The sequence below is a fragment of the Halomonas sp. A3H3 genome (assembly GCF_000982975.1).
In the GTDB taxonomy this organism is placed as follows: domain Bacteria; phylum Pseudomonadota; class Gammaproteobacteria; order Pseudomonadales; family Halomonadaceae; genus Vreelandella; species Vreelandella titanicae.
This window is the reverse complement of the sequence record NZ_HG423343.1, coordinates 1956235-1976890: the sequence shown is the minus strand read 5'-3', so window position 1 is coordinate 1976890 and position 20656 is coordinate 1956235. Positions and strand designations below refer to the sequence as shown.

The 20656-nt window shown below is 53.7% G+C and carries 20 protein-coding genes; 10 read left to right on the top strand and 10 right to left on the bottom strand.

Going from position 1 to position 20656, the window contains the following annotated elements; all coding sequences use genetic code 11:
* Positions 1-83: 83 nt before the first annotated feature.
* Together HALA3H3_RS08760 and HALA3H3_RS08755 are read left to right on the top strand one after the other, a co-directional pair.
* Complete coding sequence (locus tag HALA3H3_RS08760; RefSeq protein WP_022521180.1) at positions 84-1010, top strand: VOC family protein; 927 nt, start codon at positions 84-86, stop codon at positions 1008-1010.
* 217 nt (positions 1011-1227) lie between these two features.
* Positions 1228-1779, top strand: a complete 552-nt coding sequence (locus HALA3H3_RS08755) for an aldehyde dehydrogenase family protein (protein ID WP_196518051.1) — start codon at positions 1228-1230, stop codon at positions 1777-1779.
* Between the two features lie 83 nt (positions 1780-1862).
* On the opposite strand, the gene HALA3H3_RS08750 is transcribed toward HALA3H3_RS08755, so the two are convergent.
* Positions 1863-2642 carry an IclR family transcriptional regulator gene (locus tag HALA3H3_RS08750; RefSeq protein WP_022521178.1) on the bottom strand — a complete coding sequence of 260 codons (780 nt, stop codon included), beginning with the start codon at positions 2640-2642 and terminating at the stop codon, positions 1863-1865.
* Between the two features lie 340 nt (positions 2643-2982).
* Between HALA3H3_RS08750 and HALA3H3_RS08745 the strand changes: the two genes are divergently transcribed.
* From HALA3H3_RS08745 to HALA3H3_RS08715, 7 genes are all read left to right on the top strand, one after another.
* Positions 2983-4002 carry a cupin domain-containing protein gene (locus HALA3H3_RS08745; RefSeq protein WP_022521176.1) on the top strand — a complete coding sequence of 340 codons (1020 nt, stop codon included), beginning with the start codon at positions 2983-2985 and terminating at the stop codon, positions 4000-4002.
* A gap of 30 nt (positions 4003-4032) precedes the next feature.
* Positions 4033-4890 (top strand): fumarylacetoacetate hydrolase family protein, encoded by an 858-nt coding sequence (locus HALA3H3_RS08740; protein ID WP_022521175.1) that lies wholly within the window; start codon positions 4033-4035, stop codon positions 4888-4890.
* The gene (locus HALA3H3_RS08735; RefSeq protein ID WP_022521174.1) at positions 4887-6062 is read left to right on the top strand and encodes a 3-hydroxybenzoate 6-monooxygenase; all 1176 of its coding nucleotides are present in this window, start codon (positions 4887-4889) and stop codon (positions 6060-6062) included. Before HALA3H3_RS08740 ends, HALA3H3_RS08735 begins: the two co-directional genes overlap by 4 nt.
* A 170-nt stretch (positions 6063-6232) precedes the next feature.
* Positions 6233-7234: a TRAP transporter substrate-binding protein gene (locus HALA3H3_RS08730; RefSeq protein WP_022521173.1), complete on the top strand. Its 1002-nt coding sequence runs from the start codon at positions 6233-6235 to the stop codon at positions 7232-7234.
* 48 nt (positions 7235-7282) lie between these two features.
* Positions 7283-7801: a TRAP transporter small permease gene (locus tag HALA3H3_RS08725; protein WP_022521172.1), complete on the top strand. Its 519-nt coding sequence runs from the start codon at positions 7283-7285 to the stop codon at positions 7799-7801.
* A 4-nt stretch (positions 7802-7805) separates the two neighbouring features.
* On the top strand, positions 7806-9065 hold the full coding sequence (locus tag HALA3H3_RS08720) for a TRAP transporter large permease (RefSeq protein WP_022521171.1): 1260 nt from the start codon (positions 7806-7808) through the stop codon (positions 9063-9065).
* A 139-nt stretch (positions 9066-9204) separates the two neighbouring features.
* Entirely contained in the window at positions 9205-9678 is a 474-nt protein-coding gene (locus HALA3H3_RS08715) for a MarR family winged helix-turn-helix transcriptional regulator (protein WP_035538076.1), read from the top strand.
* Positions 9679-9783: 105 nt separating this feature from the next.
* Here HALA3H3_RS08715 and pobA read toward each other — a convergent pair whose 3' ends face one another.
* Complete coding sequence (gene pobA, locus HALA3H3_RS08710; protein ID WP_022521169.1) at positions 9784-10968, bottom strand: 4-hydroxybenzoate 3-monooxygenase; 1185 nt, start codon at positions 10966-10968, stop codon at positions 9784-9786.
* A 142-nt stretch (positions 10969-11110) separates the two neighbouring features.
* Between pobA and HALA3H3_RS08705 the strand changes: the two genes are divergently transcribed.
* Positions 11111-12028 carry a helix-turn-helix domain-containing protein gene (locus HALA3H3_RS08705; RefSeq protein WP_022521168.1) on the top strand — a complete coding sequence of 306 codons (918 nt, stop codon included), beginning with the start codon at positions 11111-11113 and terminating at the stop codon, positions 12026-12028.
* On the opposite strand, the gene HALA3H3_RS08700 is transcribed toward HALA3H3_RS08705, so the two are convergent.
* From HALA3H3_RS08700 to pcaDC, 8 genes are all read right to left on the bottom strand, one after another.
* Entirely contained in the window at positions 12021-13472 is a 1452-nt protein-coding gene (locus HALA3H3_RS08700; RefSeq protein ID WP_022521167.1) for an aldehyde dehydrogenase, read from the bottom strand. The two genes, HALA3H3_RS08705 and HALA3H3_RS08700, sit on opposite strands and share 8 nt — an antisense overlap.
* A 65-nt stretch (positions 13473-13537) precedes the next feature.
* Positions 13538-14827, bottom strand: coding sequence for a TRAP transporter large permease (locus HALA3H3_RS08695; RefSeq protein WP_022521166.1), 1290 nt, complete (start codon positions 14825-14827; stop codon positions 13538-13540).
* Positions 14817-15344, bottom strand: a complete 528-nt coding sequence (locus HALA3H3_RS08690; RefSeq protein WP_022521165.1) for a TRAP transporter small permease — start codon at positions 15342-15344, stop codon at positions 14817-14819. The genes HALA3H3_RS08695 and HALA3H3_RS08690 overlap by 11 nt, the downstream gene beginning before the upstream one ends.
* Before the next feature lie 12 nt (positions 15345-15356).
* On the bottom strand, positions 15357-16382 hold the full coding sequence (locus HALA3H3_RS08685; protein WP_022521164.1) for a TRAP transporter substrate-binding protein: 1026 nt from the start codon (positions 16380-16382) through the stop codon (positions 15357-15359).
* 324 nt (positions 16383-16706) lie between these two features.
* Positions 16707-17351: a protocatechuate 3,4-dioxygenase subunit alpha gene (gene pcaG / locus HALA3H3_RS08680; RefSeq protein ID WP_022521163.1), complete on the bottom strand. Its 645-nt coding sequence runs from the start codon at positions 17349-17351 to the stop codon at positions 16707-16709.
* 15 nt (positions 17352-17366) lie between these two features.
* Positions 17367-18089: a protocatechuate 3,4-dioxygenase subunit beta gene (pcaH, locus tag HALA3H3_RS08675; protein WP_022521162.1), complete on the bottom strand. Its 723-nt coding sequence runs from the start codon at positions 18087-18089 to the stop codon at positions 17367-17369.
* Between the two features lie 125 nt (positions 18090-18214).
* Positions 18215-19162: a pca operon transcription factor PcaQ gene (gene pcaQ, locus HALA3H3_RS08670; protein WP_022521161.1), complete on the bottom strand. Its 948-nt coding sequence runs from the start codon at positions 19160-19162 to the stop codon at positions 18215-18217.
* A 317-nt stretch (positions 19163-19479) separates the two neighbouring features.
* Entirely contained in the window at positions 19480-20649 is a 1170-nt protein-coding gene (gene pcaDC / locus HALA3H3_RS08665) for a bifunctional 3-oxoadipate enol-lactonase/4-carboxymuconolactone decarboxylase PcaDC (protein WP_022521160.1), read from the bottom strand.
* Positions 20650-20656 lie beyond the last annotated feature (7 nt).

Genomic DNA, 20656 nt, shown 5'->3' with positions numbered 1-20656 from the left:
ACAATCAGCCATCTTGGTTAAACCAGAGCACCCTTGAATTAACAAGGCTACATTTCGGCAACTCACTAATCCTGGAGTAAATAATGAATAACAACCGACTGCTCATTGATACGAACCCTTCACAGCAAAAGCTGAGTGGGACGCGCGTCTCTCATATCGGTTTCCGTGTACCTGATATTGAGGCAACCACAGTTTTCTACCAGCGAGTATTAGGTATGGCAGTGCATGAAAATTCCTTGGAGGGCGTGGTACGTCTAGGCTGGGGAAGTGGGCACCACGTCATCGAACTAACATCGGGAAAGTACGCGCTAACCCACTTCGGATTTGAAACACAGGATAGCGAATCGATCAACGCACTGCAAAGCCGGCTAGAAGATGCCAATGTGGTCGTAAGGGCACTGGATGCTGCCTATATGGATGCAGCTGTTGGCGATCCGCAGGGCATTGAGTTTGAAGATCCCGACGGCAACCGAGTGCACTTTCATACGGCAATGGATCACCTAGGGGAACACCAAGCGGACATAGGGCGTCGGCCGATTCGCTTTCAACATACGACGGTTGGTAGTGACGACGTCAAACGGATGGTGGCGTTCTACGCCAATATTGTTGGTTTTTCTCTTTCCGACCAGCTTAGTAATGGCAATTTTGCGTGGCTGAGAAGTGATCGTGACCACCACACCTTAGCGGTTGTTGACATTGGAATGCGGGGTCAGTTGGACCATTACTCATTCGATCTCAGCGAGTGGGAGGATTTCAAGCAGTGGTGCGACCGACTAACCGATCTTAACGTAGAGGTTACCTGGGGGCCTGGCCGCCACGGTCCTGGCAACAACCTGTTCGTGTTCTTCGATGACCCAGCAGGAACTCATATCGAACTGTCGGCGGAAATGGAGAAATTCCACGACGATTTGGTGACGTATGTTCCTCGTCTTTGGGAGCCGACACCGCGCAGCGTCAACCTGTGGGGAGGCCAACTATCCAAATTCCGCAAAATGGCTAAAGAAGCGTGAAATGACATAAGGCCTTGTTCCATAGACCCTCTTCCATCTGTGGAAACAGATTGTCGGCGACCTCGGCTCCACGGGGTTGTCGACCCTTAGTCTAGATAGGCCAGTTTAGGTTTTTCAGTCATGAAGAAGGAGATCGTTTTACATGATTGTGCTGGAAAATCAAATTTTTCCGTATAGTAGATCGCCACTTAATACATCGTTCAGTGACGGAAAATACATGAAGAATCTCTCCGACCGGGCCGCCCGCTTAGTCACAGGTAACCCTTGGACACAACAGGTACACCTCGGCCCATTGATTGATGAGACACAAGCTAAGCACTTCGAGGAGAGCGTGAACCGCTCAGTAGCAATGGGTGCCAAGGTAGTCGCTGGCGGTAAACGCGATGGCAACTTCTTTGAAGCCACGGTTCTTAGCGGCTTGACGCCAGAAATGCCTGCCTTTGGCGAGGAGATTTTCGGCCCTGTAGCCCCCATTACACTTTTTGATACCGATGAGGATGTTATCGCATTAGTCAATGTTTCCTCCTATGGGCTAGCCGCCGCTATTCACTCCACATCTACAGAGCGAGCCCTGCGCATTGCTGATCGCATCAAAGTAGGCATGGTGCATATTAATGATCAGACGGTAAACAATGAGTTTCAGGTACCCTTCGGTGGCATGGGCCGCTCAGGTACCAGCGGTCGCTTCGGTGGCCCCGCAAACCTAGATGAGTTCACCACCACCCAATGGATCAGTGTGATGGAGCAAGGTATCCAGTATCCCTTCTAGCGCTCAATGAATTAAGCATTTGCGATTGACAAAAAGCCCTGTGCTGCGAAAGCAGGCACGGGGCAAAATAGATGGCGTCTTCATCACTTCTGCAATTGAGCCAAGTGCTGCATTTTACTGGTCATTTCTTGACCTGCTGCTGCTACAACGGGCATCAAAAAAGAGGTTACTTCCTCTGTTGCGACGGTTATCGGTAAGACGAGGCTAACACTTCCAAGAACTCGCTTGTCGTCATAAATAGGGGCTGAAATCCCAGAGGCACTTGTTCCAAGCTCACCTGCCGTGATAATAGCAGGCTGGCTTCTAAGCTCTCGAAGGCTTCGCTTGACCTCTGTCCAGTTGGCGCCAAGGCCAAACTGGTTGAATTTATCAGGAGCGTGGTTGAAGTAGGCTCTAGCTTGGCGTAAGGGTAAGTTGGCCAGAATCACTTTTGATGCAGCGCCTTGATATAAAGGTCGCGGCTGGCCACGCTCATAGCTAATCTCATGGTGCTGATAAGTCTCGAATTCCTCATGCACACACATTACTTGGCCGCGGAAGTAGCGGCAAAGGATGGCGATACTGGCAGAAGGTGCCGTGCTGAGCATTTCTCGCATAATACTTCTCGCCGCATGAATCATTGGATCGCCAATCCTTAGTTTACGGTCCAGCTCAATTATCGCCGGGCCAAGTACATACCTCCCTGTCGTATAGGCTGAAATATAACCGGCCGAGGCAAGCGTTCTAAAGTAACGGTAGGTCTGGCTGGCCGAAATCCCCAAGTGTACAGACGCCTCATCGACCGACCACTCCCCTTTTTCTTCATCAGCGAACAGGGAAAGTAATCGCAGCAGCCGTTCCTGAGAATTCTCTTTCAAAGCCACCTCAACATTTCCCGTCTGTTAATAGCGCCCTTAAACCACTGCGCGCATCTTTTGCAAAGCTCACTAGGGGCTTACAGCAATAACTGACTGTCACACATGACCATCAGTTGCCTCAATACGCTGTGATTGCTTAAAAAAATTTTTGAGCGCCCAGCACCATAGCCTGTATCAAAGCCTCCAGAAGATAATACTTTTGTCGCAAATACATATTTTTGCCTTGACCCCAACCGCATAAAAAGCAAAATTATCACAATACGAAAAAAATTGTTTTATTTAAGGCAGAGACAATAATTGCTGATCCTTACAAACACGACATCAGTTGAATCTTAAGGAGGGGGCGATGACCGCCATAGCATTTAAAGAATTAATCTCCAAAGACAACATGGCACCACTCTGGGAAGTGCTGCGAGGTTTGACACCGCGTGAACCTAAACAAGTACTGGAGCCTGTTATCTGGCGTGATAAAACGATTCGCAAGAATATGGAGATGGCCTGTGAAGCCATTTCTGCTGAGGATGCCGAACGTCGCGTACTGGTGCTGGAAAACCCAAAGCTACGCGGTAAATCCTTGGTGACCACCTCGCTATACGCAGGCATTCAGATGATTTTGCCTGGCGAGGTAGCACCCAGTCATCGTCATACGGCTTCAGCATTGCGTCTGATTCTCAGTGGCGAAGGTGGCTTCACTAATGTGGACGGTGAAAAAGTAATGATGAGCCCTGGTGATTTCGTGATCACACCATCAGGGGTGTTCCATGACCATGGTGCCGAGGGAAGCGACTCGGTGATGTGGCTGGATGGCCTTGATGTACCTGTCGTGCAAATGCTTAACGCGGGCTTCTCTGCTGACGCCCCGCACAAACGCCAGGAAGTTCGTCGCCCGGCAGGCGATTCTGAAGCGCGTTTCGCATCCGGGTTAAGCCCAGTTGGGTATCAGTGCAATGGCACGACGAGCCCTTTGTTCCACTACCCCTATAAGCGCACCCGGGCAGCGTTAACCAAGCTCGCTGAGAGTGGTAATTGTGATCCTGCAGCTGGACTCAAGCTGACCTTTACCAATCCCACCAATGGTAAATCACCGATCCTTACCATGGGCGCTTATATACAACTTCTGCCACAAGGGTTTCAAGGTGTGGAGCATAGGGAAACAGATGGCGCGGTCTATTGCGTAGTGGAAGGTAGTGTCCGCGTTCAGGTCGAAGATCAGGAGTGGACGGCAAATCGGCACGATGTGTTTGTGGTTCCTGGCTGGGCCTGGCGTCGCTTCGAAGCCTCCGATGAATGTGTTTTGTTCAGTTTTTCCGATCGCCCTCTTCAGGAACATTTGGGCTTTTGGAAGGAAGAGAGAAAAAACGCGTAACCACTCCCTAATAAAAAGGATAAACATTGTATGAAAATCTGTTTGTTCAATAACCATCGCCTGGGTGTCGTAGAGGGTAACGAAGTATTGGACGTCTCAAGCGTCCTACCACTTATCGGTACCGCGGAATATCCCTACCCTCACGGAGATCAACTGATTGCTTGCCTACCAGAATTAATGCCTGCCATAGCTGATGCCCTACAATTCGCTCGGCGTTATCCTCTCAGTAAGGTGACATTGCGCCCTCCGGTTGCCAATCCAGGCAAGGTTATCGCGGCCCCTGTCAACTACCAAGCCCACCTAGATGAGGCAATTAAGGATACAGCTACCTTCTCCCGCGCACATGTGCGGAAGATACAGGAGACAGGACTGTTTCTTAAAGCTACCAGCTCAGTGGTCGGCTCCGATGATCCTGTATGCATCGGACTTCCGGATCGCCGAACTGACCATGAAATTGAATTGGTTGCCATCATTGGTAAGCGTGCCAAGAACGTTTTAGCCAAGGATGCGCTCTCCTACGTGGCCGGATACAGCATCGGCCTGGATATTACCATTCGTGGGCCAGAGGAGCGCAGCCTGCGTAAGTCTCTAGATTCCTACACAGTGCTGGGCCCCTGGCTGGTGACCGCCGATGAGATAGAAAACCCTCATGCATTAGCCATGACCCTTGATGTGAATGGTGAAGTGCGACAAAGCGCCAATACCAAAGATCTGATCATGGACGTAGCCGAACTTATAGAGTTCGCCTCCAAATTCTACACCCTCGAGCCTGGTGATCTGTTGTATACCGGAACACCAGAGGGGGTGGGGCCTATCCGGCCTGGTGACACCATTAATTGTGAGATTGAGCGTATTGGTAATATCAGTGTGAACGTGGAGGCATCATGAGCACTCAGCAGCCTATTCTTATTATCGGTGGCGGGATTGGTGGCCTTGCATCGGCACTGGCCTTGTCTCGCCTCGGCATCCCAACATTGGTTATTGAGCAGTCCGATGAGTTTCGTGAAGTGGGGGCTGGTATCCAAGTAGGACCGAATGGCTTCCGCGCCCTTGATCGCCTAGGGGTATTGGCGCAGGCACGTGAACTGGCGGTGTTGCCAGATGAGTTGATCATGATGGACAGCGTCAATGCCACGCCGGTCGTTGAGATCCCGGCGGGTGACTCATTCATCAAACGCTTTCAGTACCCCTATGCACTGATCCATCGTGCCGACTTGCACAACGTACTGCTCGACGCGTGTCGTGCATCGAGCAAGATAGCGTTTAGAACCTCTACTAGGGTCACCTCCTTTTCAGAGGCCGATGGCGAGATGAGTGTCACAACAGATCAGGGAGAGATAATCTCAGGAAGTGCTTTGATAGGGGCCGATGGCCTATGGTCTAAGGTTCGCGAGAGCATTATCGGCGATGGCGCTCCGAGGGTTTCCGGCCATATTGCCTATCGTGCGGTACTGCCTATCGAGGAAGTGCCAGAAGCCTATCGCCGTAATGCCATGATTCTGTGGGGCGGCCCCAAAAATCACCTCGTACAGTATCCGTTACGTGGAGGAAAGCTCTTCAACCTGGTTGCCGTGTTCCATAGCGACCGCTATGTGGAAGGCTGGAATACAGAGGGCGATCCTGAGGAGCTCAAGCGTCGTTTCGCTGGAACCTGCGATACGGTTCAAGAACTGTTAGCCAAGATTGATAGCTGGCGTATGTGGGTGCTGTGCGATAGAGAGCCTGTGAAAGAGTGGAGCCGTGGCCGTGCCACCCTGGTCGGAGACGCTGCTCACCCAATGTTGCAATACCTTGCCCAAGGCGCCTGCATGGCTATGGAGGATGCTGTTGTGCTAGCCGATGAGGTTGCCCACTGCAGTAACGATATTGCCAGTGCCTTTCAGGCGTACCAGCAGCGGCGCTACCTGCGCACCGGACGCTGTCAGATCATGGCCCGCGTTCACGGTGAGTTCTACCACGCGACGGGGGTTACGGCTGAACTGCGCAATGCCATGCTCGCTTCGCGGACGCCAGAGCAGTCTTATGAAGGACTGTCTTGGCTATATGACGAGGATATTTGACGCACCCCTAGATATAAGTAATTTCTAACAAAAAAGTAACCGCTGTTTACAACTCTTGCAAATTACCATGCCCATAAGATTTCAGAATTTCGCTTTTAACTTATGATTTTATAAGAGCACAACTAATTTGCAGTGAGTAAGAAAAAAACTCTAAAAACAAGGTGAATACAATGACAAACATGCTAAGCACTACAACTCGCTATCTTTGCGCAATTCCGTTAGGCCTAGCGTTAATTGCCAGCGCACAAGTCGAGGCCAAAGAGCTACGCCTGGGATTAATTACCCCACCTCAGCATATTTTGAATCAAACCGCCCAACGCCTAGCCGACACAGTGGCAGAGCGAAGTGATGGTGAGTTAACCATTACCATTTTCCCCTCCGGCCAGTTAGGTGATGAATCGGCCATGTTCACCCAAATGGAGACCGGACTGCTAGACATAGGGCTTATGACCGCTGCAGCTACCAGCCAGCGTGAACCAGCTTTCGTCGGTTGGTTCACTCCCTTCCTCTTTTCCAGCGTAGAGGAGGCGGCCAAGGCCACCGAGACAGACGCTGCTCAGCAGATGCTGGAGAACCTGGAGAGCAAAGGTCTGCACGCATTCGGCTATACCTTTGCGGGCATGCGCCATATTCTTATGCGCGAAAGCGCTGTTAACAGCGCTAAGGATGTTAGCGGCAAAAACATCCGCATTATTCCGTTCGCAGCGATGAATACCTGGTGGCGAGCCGTTGAGGCTCGGCCCACCCCTACAAGTTTACCGGATGTTTACCAAGGCCTCCAAAACGGTATGCTGGATGGTGTGGATATTGACCTCGATGCCTTAGTAGGTTCGGGCTTTTATGAAGTAGCGGAGCATCTAACACTGACTAGCCATATGGCGTTTCCTGAGGTAGCCATAATGGGCCAAGCATCCCGCGCTTCACTTAGCGATGCAGAACGCCAGCTAATTGATACCGCCATGGCTGAGGCACTTGCCTGGGGTACTGAGACGGAAATTGCAGCAGAAGCGAGCAACCGCACCTTGCTCGAAGACCGCATTAATGTGTATACGCTAGAAAGCGCTGAAGACACTTTCAGCACGGCGAACCAAGCGTTCGCTGAGCGCTTTGGCGATCATCCGCTTATCCAAGCATTCCAGCAACAGTCCACCGAACTCCTTAACGCTGAATAAAACGCGTCGGGGCGCTTCTGCGCCCCGAACCAAAGAGGCGTACCCAAGATGTATTTTCCCCAAGACACCTGGCTAACCAAGGCGAGCCGACAGCTAGCCAGGGCTGAACAGCTGCTCTGCAACGTACTGATAATAGCTTTTAGCGCGTTGCTTATTGCTAATGTTTTCGCACGATACGTACTCAACAGCCCACTTTTTTTTGCCAATGAGCTAGCCGTCTATATTCTGATTTGGATGGCGTTTCTCGCCATCTCTATCGCCATACATAACGACCAGCACGTACGTTTGACCATGCTGATTGCGATACTGCCTAAAGCGGCTCAGCGCGTTTGCTATTGGCTTACCGAGCTGATCTGCCTGGCGATAATGGTTACTGTCCTGTGGTACGCCATCGCTTGGCTGCGGTCACCTTCGATCCACTACGATATCGCTATTACGCTCGATTGGCCCAAGTGGCACTTCTATCTCATCGTGCCGCTTTTCTGCGTCACATCGATTTTTCACCTCATCGCTAGGCTTTTTGATCGCTCGCGAGCGGGTTTTGTCCTAGCCAACGACGAGGAATGACCCAATGACGCTTGCGGCTTTTATTGTGTTAATGCTGCTTGGAATGCCAATTGCCTTTGTCCTCCTGGCTTCAACACTTACCTTCGTGATCACTTCCGGCAACTACCGTCTATTTGAAAACCTACCCCAGGTTATTTTTGGCTCGCTAGAGGTATTTGATCTGCTGGCGATTCCCTTATTTATCCTGTTGGGCGAAATCATGAATGAGGGTGGTATTACACGTCGCATTATCACTGCCACACGTGCCTGGTTTGCGTGGATTCCTCACAGCATTGCCTATGTATCCCTCACCTCGAACTTGATGCTTGCCTCTATTATGGGTTCAGCGACGGCACAGATCGCTATTATGAGCCGAGTAATGACTCCCGAATTGGAGCGTGATGGTTACAACAAGGGGTTCGCCGCGGCGTTGACGGCAGGTGCTGGCCTGCTGGGGCCGATTATTCCACCGTCAATGGTGTTTATTATCTATGGTGTCATTGCTCAAGTGTCGATTGGTGCCATGTTCATGGGTGGTATTCTTCCTGGGCTACTGCTGTTTATACTGATCAGCGGCTTAATCGCGATCATGGCGCGTCGCGCGCGTAAGAAAGGAAGCGTTGATCAGGAACGCACACCTCTATGGCGTGCGACTCGTGGCGCACTGCTCACACTTAGCATTCCCATCGTCATTGTGGGCGGTATCGCATTTGGCATAGTGACGCCTACTGAATCCGCGGCGGCTGCGACGCTAATGGCGGTGGTGATAGGCGCCCTCTTCTTTCAAGAGCTTAAATGGGGGCAATTACCTGGCGTTTTGAGCCGAACAGCGCGCAATACCGCCATTGTGCTATTTCTGATTGTCGCTGCGAAAGCCTTTGGTTGGGTACTGGTGTACAACCAGATACCTCAACAGGTAGCCGGACTAATGCAAGGCACCACCGAAAGCCCGCTGGTATTTATGCTTCTGGTGTTTGTGATGCTGATGGTAGTAGGCATGGTGCTTGATGGGATCGCCGCGTTGATCATTCTAGTGCCAATTTTGCTCCCGGTGGCGCAGCAAAGTTATGGGATTGATCCTGTCCACTTTGGCATCGTCACCTGTATGACACTAAGCCTGGGACTGTTAACGCCCCCGGTGGGTGCAGGGCTCTATGTTGCCTCCGCTATCAGCAACGTTAGCTTGCCCCGCATTACGAAGTGGATCTTGCCTTTCATAATAGCGGCTTGCCTCGTCATTTTGGCGGTCATCTTTAATCCCTGGCTCGTTAACGTTTTCCGTTAACTCTAGCCGCTACCTCCGGCTTACTCTTTATCGATGTGGGGCACTGGCTAGTATCATGCTGGCCAGTGCTCCCATCCAGTGCCTATTACAGAAACTTCTGCTATGGTCACAGCGTATTTTATCCTTTATAAGACCCGACATGACCCGTTCACCCCTATCTGAAGCTTTTGAATTACCTGGCAATCTTTTAAGACGCTGCCACCAAATTAGCGTGGCTATTTTTCTGCGCAAGTGCGAGGCGTTCAACCTTACCCAACTGCAATATATAATCCTCTCTGCGCTTGAAGAGATGGGAGCCAGTGACCAAATCACCCTAGGTGGCTATACGGCGTTGGATCGCAATACCATCGCGGTCGTGGTTCGGAAATTAGAGGAGCGCGGTCTCATTACCCGGCACCGTAACCCTGAAGATCGTCGTTCGATGGTGGTGAAGCTCACCAAGGAAGGAGAGGCGTTACGAGAAGCCGTAGAGCCTGCTGTTGAAGAGGTTCAAAGTGATATCCTGGCGCCGCTTAACGCCGAGGAGCAACAGATGCTGCTTTCTCTACTGCAAAAGATCGCTAACGATAATAATCATTTAAGCCGTGTGCCCGTGCGCTTAAACGAAAGATAGCACTGTCAACAACTTCACGAAGTTTCATGGTATTTAAGCAAAAAAGCCCAAGCGATCACTTGGGCAATGAGAACAGAATGAGAGTAAAACGTTAAGTATTAACGGCTACTCAAGCGACTCATAGGGCAAACCGACATAATTTTCGGCGATGGTGGTCATGCCTGCTTTGGAGCTGGTTACGTAGTCCAGCTCGGCCAACTGCATGCGGCTGTTGAAATCTTCCTCATCAGAGAAATTGTGCAGCATGGAGGTCATCCACCAGGAGAAGCGCTCCGCCTTCCAGATACGCTTCAAGCACGTTTGCGAATAGCGCTCGATCAAATCCGTGCGGCCTTCCTGGTAGACCTTCACCATTAGCCGATAGAGCGTATTGACGTCGCTGGCGGCCAGGTTAAGCCCTTTAGCACCGGTGGGCGGTACAATATGCGCCGCATCGCCGACCAGGAACAGCCGCCCGTACTGCATTGGTTCGACCACATAGCTGCGCAGCGGTGCGATGCTCTTCTCGATGGAAGGCCCGGTGACAAGCTTGGCGGCCACCTCGTCTGGCAGGCGGCGTTTGAGCTCTTCCCAAAAACGCTCGTCCGACCAATCTTCTACCTTTTCATCCAGCGGTACTTGAAGGTAGTAACGGCTGCGGGTGGCGGAGCGCATGCTACACAGACTGAAACCACGCTCGTGGCTTGCGTAAATCAACTCATCAGAGACCGGAGGAGTATCCGAGAGCATCCCCAGCCAGCCAAACGGATAAACTTTTTCAAACTCTTTGATGCGGTCTTGAGGAATCGTCTGGCGGGAGACGCCATGATAGCCATCACACCCGGCGATGTAGTCGCAGTCGAGCCTAACCGTTTCACCACTGTGTTCAAAGGTGAGATAGGGGCTGTCACTCTCCAGGTCGTGGGGCTGAACGTTTTCTGCTTCATAAAGCGTTGTCGCGCCAGCGGCGGCGCGTGCCTCCATCAGATCCCGCGTCACTTCGGTTTGGCCGTATACCATGACTTTGCTGCCGCCGGTCAGTTCATCCAGTGCGACCCGCACGCGGCGGTTGTCGAACACAAGCTCAAAACCGTCATGGGGTAGGCCTTCTTTATCCATGCGCTGGTCAACACCCGCTTCGCGCAGCAGGTCTACCATGCCCTGTTCCAGCACACCGGCGCGGATACGGCTCAATACATACTCACCGCTGCGCCGCTCAACAATCACATTATCAATGCCTTGACGATGCAGCAGCTGTCCCAGCAATAGGCCTGAAGGCCCTGCGCCAATAATCGCGACCTGTGTCTTCATAGGGATGCCTCATCATTGTCATTATCTAAAACTTATGACTTGTATTTTTCAATGAAACACGCCGCATAATAAGGCATGATCTAGATCAATTATTGGACATTTAGCGTGTTATTACCCAACCTTAGTCGTAGAGGAGATATAGATGATGACAGCCTCGTCGGCAACCTCCGTTCCGGTATTTAAGCTCTATGGCGAGACGCAGCACTGGCCCACGCCCGACTTGCTCCACTGTGAGTCCATCCCCGAGCGCAGTCGTCTGCACGACTGGCGTATCCGGCCGCACCGCCATGCCGACCTCGTGCATATTCTGTTTATTTCTCACGGTAGCGTTGAGTTAGAGCTGGAGGGAACAAGCCACCAGCTGCAAAGCGCCAGCGCTATCGTGGTGCCCGCAATGGCTATTCACGGCTTTCTCTTTTCACCGGATGTGGAAGGACACATTATTACTCTGGCCAAGCCGCTGGCCGACCACTTACATGCACTAATGGGTGAGAGCAGTACGCTAAAAAAAGCCGACTTCTACTCTCTACCCCAGGCAACTCAGGCTGAACGAATTGCCACGCTGGTGGCTCAGATCGACCAGGAGTACCGCCAACCCGCCCCCGGACGCAACAGCCTGCTCGAAGCGCTTATCCAAGCCTTGGTGGTAGAGCTATCGCGTCTTAATACCGCTGGGCATCCAGCAAAACGTTATGGCCCCCGCCAAAGTGACAAGGGGCGGCAGCATATAGAGCACTATCAAGCGCTGGTCGAAGCGCACTATCGCGAACAACCTAGTATTGAGGCGTTAGCCGAGCAGGTAGGGGTGAGTAGCGCGCACTTGAATATGCTGTGTCGACAAATCGCCGGTCGCAGCGCCCTGCAATTGCTGCATGAACGCCTACTACTAGAAGCCAAGCGCCAGCTCACCTATACCAATATGACCATTGGCCAAGTCTCTGACAGCTTAGGCTTCTCTGAACCGGCTTACTTCACGCGCTTTTTTAAGCGTAATACAGCGCTTTCGCCGCGTGAATTTCGGCTGCGTCAAACGGTGGCGGTTAACGAGATCACTAAATAGGATAATGCCTTGGCCCTAGCTGCATCGTCATCCAGCGTAACTCTGTGAACTCTTCGATGCCTGCCTTACCGCCAAAGCGTCCGTAGCCGCTGGATTTCACTCCGCCGAAGGGCATTTGCGGTTCATCGTGTACCGTGGGCGCATTGATATGGCAGATACCCGTTTGTAAGCGCCCTGCCACTTTCATGGCGCGTGCGCTATCGCGGCTGAACACCGCTGATGAGAGGCCGTACTCGCTATCGTTAGCGATGCGCACTGCCTCTTCTTCACCATCAACACGGATCACTGCGACGACCGGGCCAAACGACTCTTCGCTATATAGCCGCATAGCACTGGTCACACCATCGATGACCGTGGCCTGCATCACCACGCCCTCGGCTTTACCACCCGCGGCTAAGTGCGCGCCTTGAGTGACTGCGTCATCGATGAGGCTATTTAGTTTTTCACCTGACTGCGCGTTGATTAAAGTGCCCAGGCTGTTGCTTTCATCACGTGGGTCGCCTGCTTTTAGCGCCTGAGCCCGCGCGGCAAACTTCTCCACAAAAGTATCCGCCACTTGGTTATCAACAATAACCCGCTCGGTGGACATGCAGATCTGGCCTTGGTTAAAGAACGCGCCAAAGATTGCCGCGTCCACGGCAGCGTCTATGTCGGCATCATCCAATACCAAAAACGGTGCCTTGCCACCCAGCTCAAGCAGCACGGGCTTTAAATACTTGGCCGCTTGCTCGGCAATGATTTTTCCAACGCCCGTGGAGCCAGTGAAGTTAATCCGCCGCACAGCAGGATGGGCAATTAACGCGCTTACCACGTCAGCGGCATCTTCAGGCGCGTTGGTAATCACGTTGACGATGCCCTCGCCCAACCCCGCTGCTTGCAGCACTTCACCAATTAAATGGTGTGTCGCTGGGCACTGCTCAGAAGCCTTCAAGATCACGCTATTACCACACGCTAAGGGCGTAGCAATGGCTCGCGTACCCAGAATAATCGGCGCATTCCAGGGCGCAACACCCACGACGACGCCACACGGGATGCGCACGCCCATGGCTATGCTGTCAGGCACGTTAGAGGGGATGATATCGCCCTGGATCTGGGTGGTTAACGCCGCCGCCTCACGCAGCACATCAGCCGCCACTTTAACGTTAAAACCTGCCCAGCCAAGGGTAGCGCCAGTCTCTTCTACCATCCGATCAATGAAATCCGCTTGGCGCTGCTCCATTAGTTCGGCGGCTTTCAGCAGCTTGGCGCGCCGCTCCCCAGGGCCCGTTTGTGACCATGCCTCAAACGCCTGGCCTGCGGCGTCGGCGGCCGCGTTAGCGTCACCGACACTTGCCGCCGCAGCAGTGGTCACCACTTCACCGCTTAACGGATTCGCACGGGTAAAGGTGGCTGTATGCTCGGCAGGGGTAGATTGGCCCGCTAACATTAGCTGAGTGGTGAACATGTCATAAGCTCCTGTAGTTGTGGTTGTGATCGCGCTGGCTTGAATAGAGGCAAGCGTACTTGCCGCTAGAGTAGAAACAGCGTGCTTAAAATGGGGAAAGCAATTAATAACGCCAGCCGTATCAGGTCGGAGACGACAAAAGGCGCCACCCCTTTAAATATCTCCCCCAGCCCCACGTGCGGTGCCATCGCTTTAATCACGAACACGTTCATCCCCACCGGCGGGGTCATCAGCCCCAGTTCAACGGTCAGTACGGTCAAAATACCGAACCATACCGGGTCGATACCCATCGCCTGAATAATCGGATAAACCACCGGTACGGTGATTACTAGCATGGCGATGGAGTCCATAAACATACCCAGCACAAAGTAGAGCGCCAGAATGCACAGCACCACGACGATAGGGGTTAGATCCATGCCGTAGAGCAGATCAGTAATCGAAAATGAAATACGCGACACCGAGATGAAGTAACCGAGCGTCTCAGCTCCCACCAGCATAAAGAAAACCACCGCAGACAGCGCCAAAGTCTCTTGTACGCTGTGCCATAGCTGCGCACCGCGCATGCCTTTCACTAGGGCGTAAAGCAGCGTGGCGAACGCACCGACGCTAGCGCCCTCCGTCGGTGTAAAGGCACCAAAATAGATACCTAAAATCATCACCAGAAAAACGCCAAAGAAGGGCACTAAGCCGGTTAGCGAGAGCAGTTTCTCTTTCCAAGCAGTGGGTTCACCCGCCACGGCAAGGGAAGGGCGCAGGTACATGACTACTGTAATGGTCAGTGAATACATCACCAGCCCCAGCAGACCGGGAATCAGCCCTGCCATGAACATATCGCCAACGGACTGTTCGGTAAGAATGGCGTAGATAAGCAGCGCGATACTGGGCGGAATCATAATACCCAGCGTGCCGCCTGCAGCCAGCGCGCCGGTCGCTAAGCCACGGTTATAGCCATAGCGCTCCATCTCCGGCAATGCCACCCGGGTCATGGTGCTCGCCGTGGCTAACGAAGAGCCGGAGATAGCGGAGAAGATACCGCAAGAGCCCACGGCCGCAATCGCCAGGCCGCCCTTCCAGCCACCGCAAATCACCCGGGTTGAATCAAATAGTTTACCGGCCATCCCCGAATGAGCAGCCAGCACACCCATTAAGATAAACATGGGCACGGCGCTGAAGCTGTAGTTGGAAAGTACCTCTACCGGGACGGTTTTTAACTGAGCGACAGCTGCGTCCCAGCTAATGATCTGGGCAAAGCCCACCACCCCCACGATCAGCATCGTGAGAGCAACCGGCACGCGCAGAATCATCAATACCAATAAAAGCCCTAACCCAATGGCACCAATCGCTTCACTCCCCATGAGCTGCCTCCTCACCTGCGGCATAAATCATGCCCAGCAACGCATGAATAAAACTACGCAGCCCGAGCAGCAAGCTGAGCACCGCTGCCAACTGGAAAATGGGGCCCATCGGCAGGCGCAGGTCTTGGGTTATTTCGCCGTGCCGACTGGCCGCTGCGGCCGAATCCAGCAAGCCCACAAATAGAATGAGCCCCAGCGCCATAAAGCCGAGGAAAAAGAACCCTTGCAAGCGATTTTTTATCGCTTGCGGCAAGCCGTGAGAGAACGCCTCTACCACCACTTGGCTTTTCTCCACATTAGCGGCCATGGCGGCTAATAGCGCAAACAGCATCAAATAGCTGACCAGCTCTACGCTGCCAGAAACGCGCAGTGCAATCGCACCTTCCGTTACACGCGATAGATAACGCGTACTTACATCGGCAATGGTCACTGCCAGCAGCCCAATCAGTGCGATGCCAGCCACCAAGCGACAAATGAGGGCCAGCCAGTGGCTGGCCCTGTAGAGAGTAGACTTCATAAAACCTTACCCCTATTGGGTACCACAAGACTCACTGGCTGCCAGTGCTGCTTGATATACATCTCGAACCTGATCCAGACCGCGCTCTTCCAACTGCGTTAGGTAGTTCTCAATGCCCGTTTCTAGCGGTTCCTGCCAGTCAGGATGCTCTAGCGGATTGGCGATTTCACGAATGGTATGGCCAGCGTCGGCCGCCTCTTGTTTACCTTCCACATCTAGGCGATCAAACACCGCACCGGCGTTTTCAGCCCATTTCATGCCTGAGTTATTATCGATCACCGCCTGCTGTTCGGGCGTCAAATTATCGTACGAACGCTGATTCATGGTGGCGACAAAGATCAACGTGTAAAACGGTACTTCAGTGTGGTAGCTCACCAACTCGTTAATGCGGAAGCCTTTTAAACCTTCCCAAGGAAAGCTCAAGCCATCAATCACGCCGCGCTGCATGGAGGTATAGATGTCTGGCGCTGGCATACCCACCGGGCTTGCACCCATATTTTCCAGCATCTCACCCGCCACAGCGGTGGGGCGGCGTATACGCAGCCCTTCCAGGTCGGCAGGCGTTTGCACATCGGTGTCGATGGTGTGGATGCCACCGGGGCCCGTGGTAAACATAAACAGCGGGCGGGTGTCTGCGTATTCGCTGTCCAAATGGCCGTCATCATAGAGCGTTTGCAGTACGCAAGCACCTTGCGTTGCCGTACTCGCTACCCCAGGTAGTTCAACGATCTGTGAGAGGGGGAAGCGACCGGCAGTATAGCCCTGGGCGGTGGCGCCAATATCGGCTATACCGTTGGCAGCGGCTTCATAAATGGAATCCGGTTTGGCTAGGGTACCGGCGGGAAACATTTGAATGGTTAGTTCACCATTGGATTCTTCTTCAATGGTATCAGCCCACGCCTGCAACACATCTTGGTTAACGCCTGAAGGGCCAGGCCAAAAGTGCGCCATACGCAGCGTAGTTTCTGCCTGGGCAGAGCTAACGGCAAGGCCAGCAATCGCTGCCGCCAACACACAACGGGATAGGGACATTTTCATAGGAACCTCCAGGACTTTCTTGGATTATTGTAAGTTCGTATAGCGAATACTAGTTCGCTTTAAGCATTCACATTAATTCACTATGAGGCGTAGGGCTAATCGACATTCGTCTATGTTCAGGCTATGTCGCCCGGTCTTTTCAGCTTCCTGCCTCGCATCACCAGTGTTGCTGCTTTCACGCCGTCTCCAAAAGGTACAATGACGGGTAAAAGTTGGATTTTTACAAGATCAATGCCCGACCAAGGTCGAACCCAAACAAAAAAAGCGCTGCTTACGGATAAGCAACGCTTTTCAGTTTTATTTACAAACTTTGCAGACGAGGGGCTAGAAATCAAAAAACACCGTCTCGCCTTCGCCTTGCAGGCGGATATCCAAGCGATAACGCACTTTGCCATCAGCTTCTTCCCGCTTGGCAATCAGGGTTTGCCGACGCGCCGGAGACTCGATACGTGATAGCACCGGGCACTGCGCATTCACTTCAGCCTCATCATCAAAATAGAGCCGCGTTTGCAGGTGGATGTTCACTCCACGGGCAAACAGCGTCAGGTTAATATGCGGTGCCATTAACTGCCCGCTAGGGTGCTCCACCGCGCCGGGCTTGATGGTGGTTAACGACCACTCGCTACCATGATCAAATGTGGTGGCGGTACGCCCAAAGCTGTTGAACGGCTTGCTGAGGTCGTAATCGGCTTGATAGTGGCCGTTGGCATCAGCTTGCCACGCCTCGACAAACGTATCGCGCACCAGATCACCGTTGCCGTCGATGACGGTACCGACCACTTCGATATGCTCACCCTCAGCATTGGGTTTGGCCATCTCGTTCCAGATCTCTTCCTCACGGACGGGGTTGCCTGCCGCTGCGAGTGCAAGACCAATATGCACGTAGGGGCCAGCGGTTTGCGAGGCAGTTTCACGCAGCATCAGCGCGCTGGTCGGCTGGCTGTTGGGCTGAATAGAAGGCTGTTTCATGATGTATCCTCGCCCTTATTGGTTTTCAAAGTAGGTTTGCAGCTCGCCGCGCACCACAATGTCAAAGCGATAGGCTAGGCAATCCATTGGCTTGCTGTGGGCCATATCCAACCGTCCGATCATAGTTTCAACGGCGTCAGGGTCCTTCAGCGTATGCACAATCGGGCAGAGAGGAATCAGCGGATCGCCCTCAAAATACATCTGGGTAATCAACCGAGTAGAGATTGAAGGGCCGGTGACTGATACGTGGATATGCGCGGGTCGCCAGCTATTCATGTCGTTGGGCCATGGGTAAGGACCAGGCTTGATGGTACGGAAACGGTAAAAGCCTTGGTCATCGGTCAAACAGCGACCTACACCGCCAAAGTTAGGATCCAGCGGTGCCAGACACTTATCGTTTTTGTGGCGGTAGCGACCACCGGCATTGGCCTGCCACATTTCCACCAGCGTGTGCGGTACTGGCTTACTGAACTGGTCGACAACTCGGCCAAACATGATGATCCGTTCACCTTGCGGCAACCCCTGACCTTGGCTGAAATTCATCAGTAGGTCGTTGTCATGCGGCCCCATGCGCAGATGACTAAAATTGGGACCAGTCAACTCAGATACGGTCGGCTGCTGCATGCTCACTAGCGCTTGCTGCGGCGAGCGTGCCACCGAAGTTTTGTAGCCCGGCGCGTAGGCAGGCGGGTGCCAGTTGCGGTCACGGGTCACAAAGCGGTTATGATTATTTTGCATGGCAAAATGCTCTTTATGGCTACAGGGGCAGAGGGGCATTGCCCCTTTACACTTTTACTCGCAAAGTGTGACCTGCGGCTCAGCCCTTGCCAATTGAAGAGTCATCTTCGCCCATAACTCATAGGTTATGGCTTTTGCGACCTTGGTTGAATGCGCTCAGCTGCCACCTGGCGTAGGGTTTCGCAAAACGCTTCACGGGGCAGCGACGTTTCCATGCTCGCATTCGTACAAATGCCCACCGAACCACCATGGGCTTCAAACGGCAGCGCGACCTTCACCAACTGACCTTTTTCCAATTCTTCGGCCACCGCTTCCCGGGGGGCTATCCAGAGCGCATCACTCTCCAGAGTGTAGCGATAGCTAACGGGCAGCGAGAGAGTTTCCAGCAGCCGCGGCGGCAGCTTAATGGCATGGCGCACGCAGAAACTGTCCACCTGCTGTCGCAGCGTGGTCTGCGGCGGCGGTAGCGCCCAGGGATAGGCAACCAGTTGATCCGCCGTGACCGGCGTGACGTGGGCAAGCGGGTGCTCTTTTCGCGCGACGATAACCAAAGGCTCATAATAGAGGTGTTCAAAGTAGAGGTCGCCAATCTCTCGCGCCTCGGTCATCCGCCCAACCACCATATCCAGCTCGCCCAGGCGCAGGCGCGACAGTAAATAGGCGCTGGCCCCGGTCACCACCGATACACTGGTATCGCCCTGGCCCGGCGGCGCGGCGGTATGCCAGCGCTGTATCGCCACTGGCAACAGGCGGCTCTCAACAGTGGAAAGCGCCCCGACGCGCAGCCAACGCCCGCCCCGGTGGGCATCGCCAATAGCGCTGACGCCTTCATCCAGCGCCCGTATGGCAGGGCCTGCATGTCGGAGCAGCGTCAACCCCGCTTGGGTAAGCGACACGCCTTGCGACGTGCGTTCGAAAAGCGGCGCTTCAAGAATCTCCTCAAGCTCGCGTATTGCCTTGGAAATGCCCGGTTGAGTAATCGCCAGCGCCTCGGCAGCACGCGCAAAGCTGCGCCGCTTGGCCACTTCGAGAAACGCCATCAAGTGACGTAGTTTGATTCGAGCGTTCAGCATGGCGTTCTATATCAGCGAAAAAAGATGCCCTACTTTCGCCGATTAGCGCAAACAATGAAAACGCTAAATTGACGCGAGTACGGTAAGCCGTGTGTCAGCCTGCACGCAGCTGGATATAACCAAGCTGCAAGCAAGGAGTAGCTCTTTTGCGATAGAGCGTTTCATCACTTAACCCTCTTGTTGTCTTTGTTGAGGGGTACAGCACCATCACACTGCTTTTGGCTATGCCGGGGTGTTGGCACTTCGATCAGCAATGGCTCACTCACTTTGCAAATGCATTGTTCTTAAAAAAAACAACCGCTCATGGAGCCACTAATCTACTCACCCCAGCCCAACTCCTTAGCGAGGGCAAAGGCGTGATTGGCGGCCGGAACGCCACCGTAAATCGCCACGTGCATCAGTACCTGGCGCAGTTCAGCTTCTGTCAGCCCAATCCGCTTAGCCGTTTTTAGGTGCAGCGTTAACTCTTCACGGCCAAGCGCGGCGAGAATACCGGTGGTAATCATGCTGCGCTCGCGGCGGGTTAGGTCGTCATTGGTCCAAAGCTCGCCCCAGGCCAGGCGGGTAATCATCTGCTGGAAGGGGGCGTCCAGGCTGTTGGCGTTGGCGGTAGAGCGCGCTACATGCTCGTCTCCCAGTACCTGCTTGCGGGTCTCCAGGCCTGTGGCGTAAGCCACGCCGTGGTTCGCCACGTCGCCCAAATCGGCGGCGAGCACCGTGAGTAACTTTTGTGCGAAGTGCGCCGGGGCTTCTACCGAGGGCACGTGGCCCACGCCGTCAAAAATCTCCAGTGGGACGCCGCCGAGTTCCTCAGACAGCGCTTCCAGCGTCGCGGGCGGGGTGGCCATATCTTCGCTGCCGCCAAATAGCTGCATTTCTACGTGCTTCGACGCCAACTTACCGGCAAACGTATCGCGGCCAAGCATTTCGCACAGCTGAGCGTAGGACTCATCGTCGCCACGGCCCATTTGTACGCACCATCCCGCTTGCAGCGCCGGGCTTGCCTCAAAGGCCTTTGGTGCAAACCAGCGCGGCACGATCTCTTCAGACATCGCCGCCAAGCCTTCCTGCCGCACGCGGCCTGCGCGGGTATTCCATAAGTCCGGGTTGCCGATCACTGCGCCGGTGTTGGTCAGCGTCGCAGTAAGCAGGCGGTCAGGGTGCGCCGCAATCAACTGCTGGCCGACCACGCCACCAATTGAGGTACCGGCGAAGTGAAAGCGCTCAGCGCCAGCAATATCTGCCAGCGCCAACGCTTCAGTGGCCAGGTCAGCGGGCGTAATCTGCTCACCGCTGACCGCTTGGCTTGCGCCGTGGCCGGGTAGATCCCAGGTCAGCACTCGGTAGCGGGGCAGCAGCGCGGGGATCACGTCGTCCCATACCGCTTGGCTCATGCCCAGCGGATGCGCCAGCACGATAAGTGGATTCACTTCCGAGCCGAGCAATCGGTAAGCGACGCTGCGGCCATTGATGCTATGAAATGCCATGATGGTC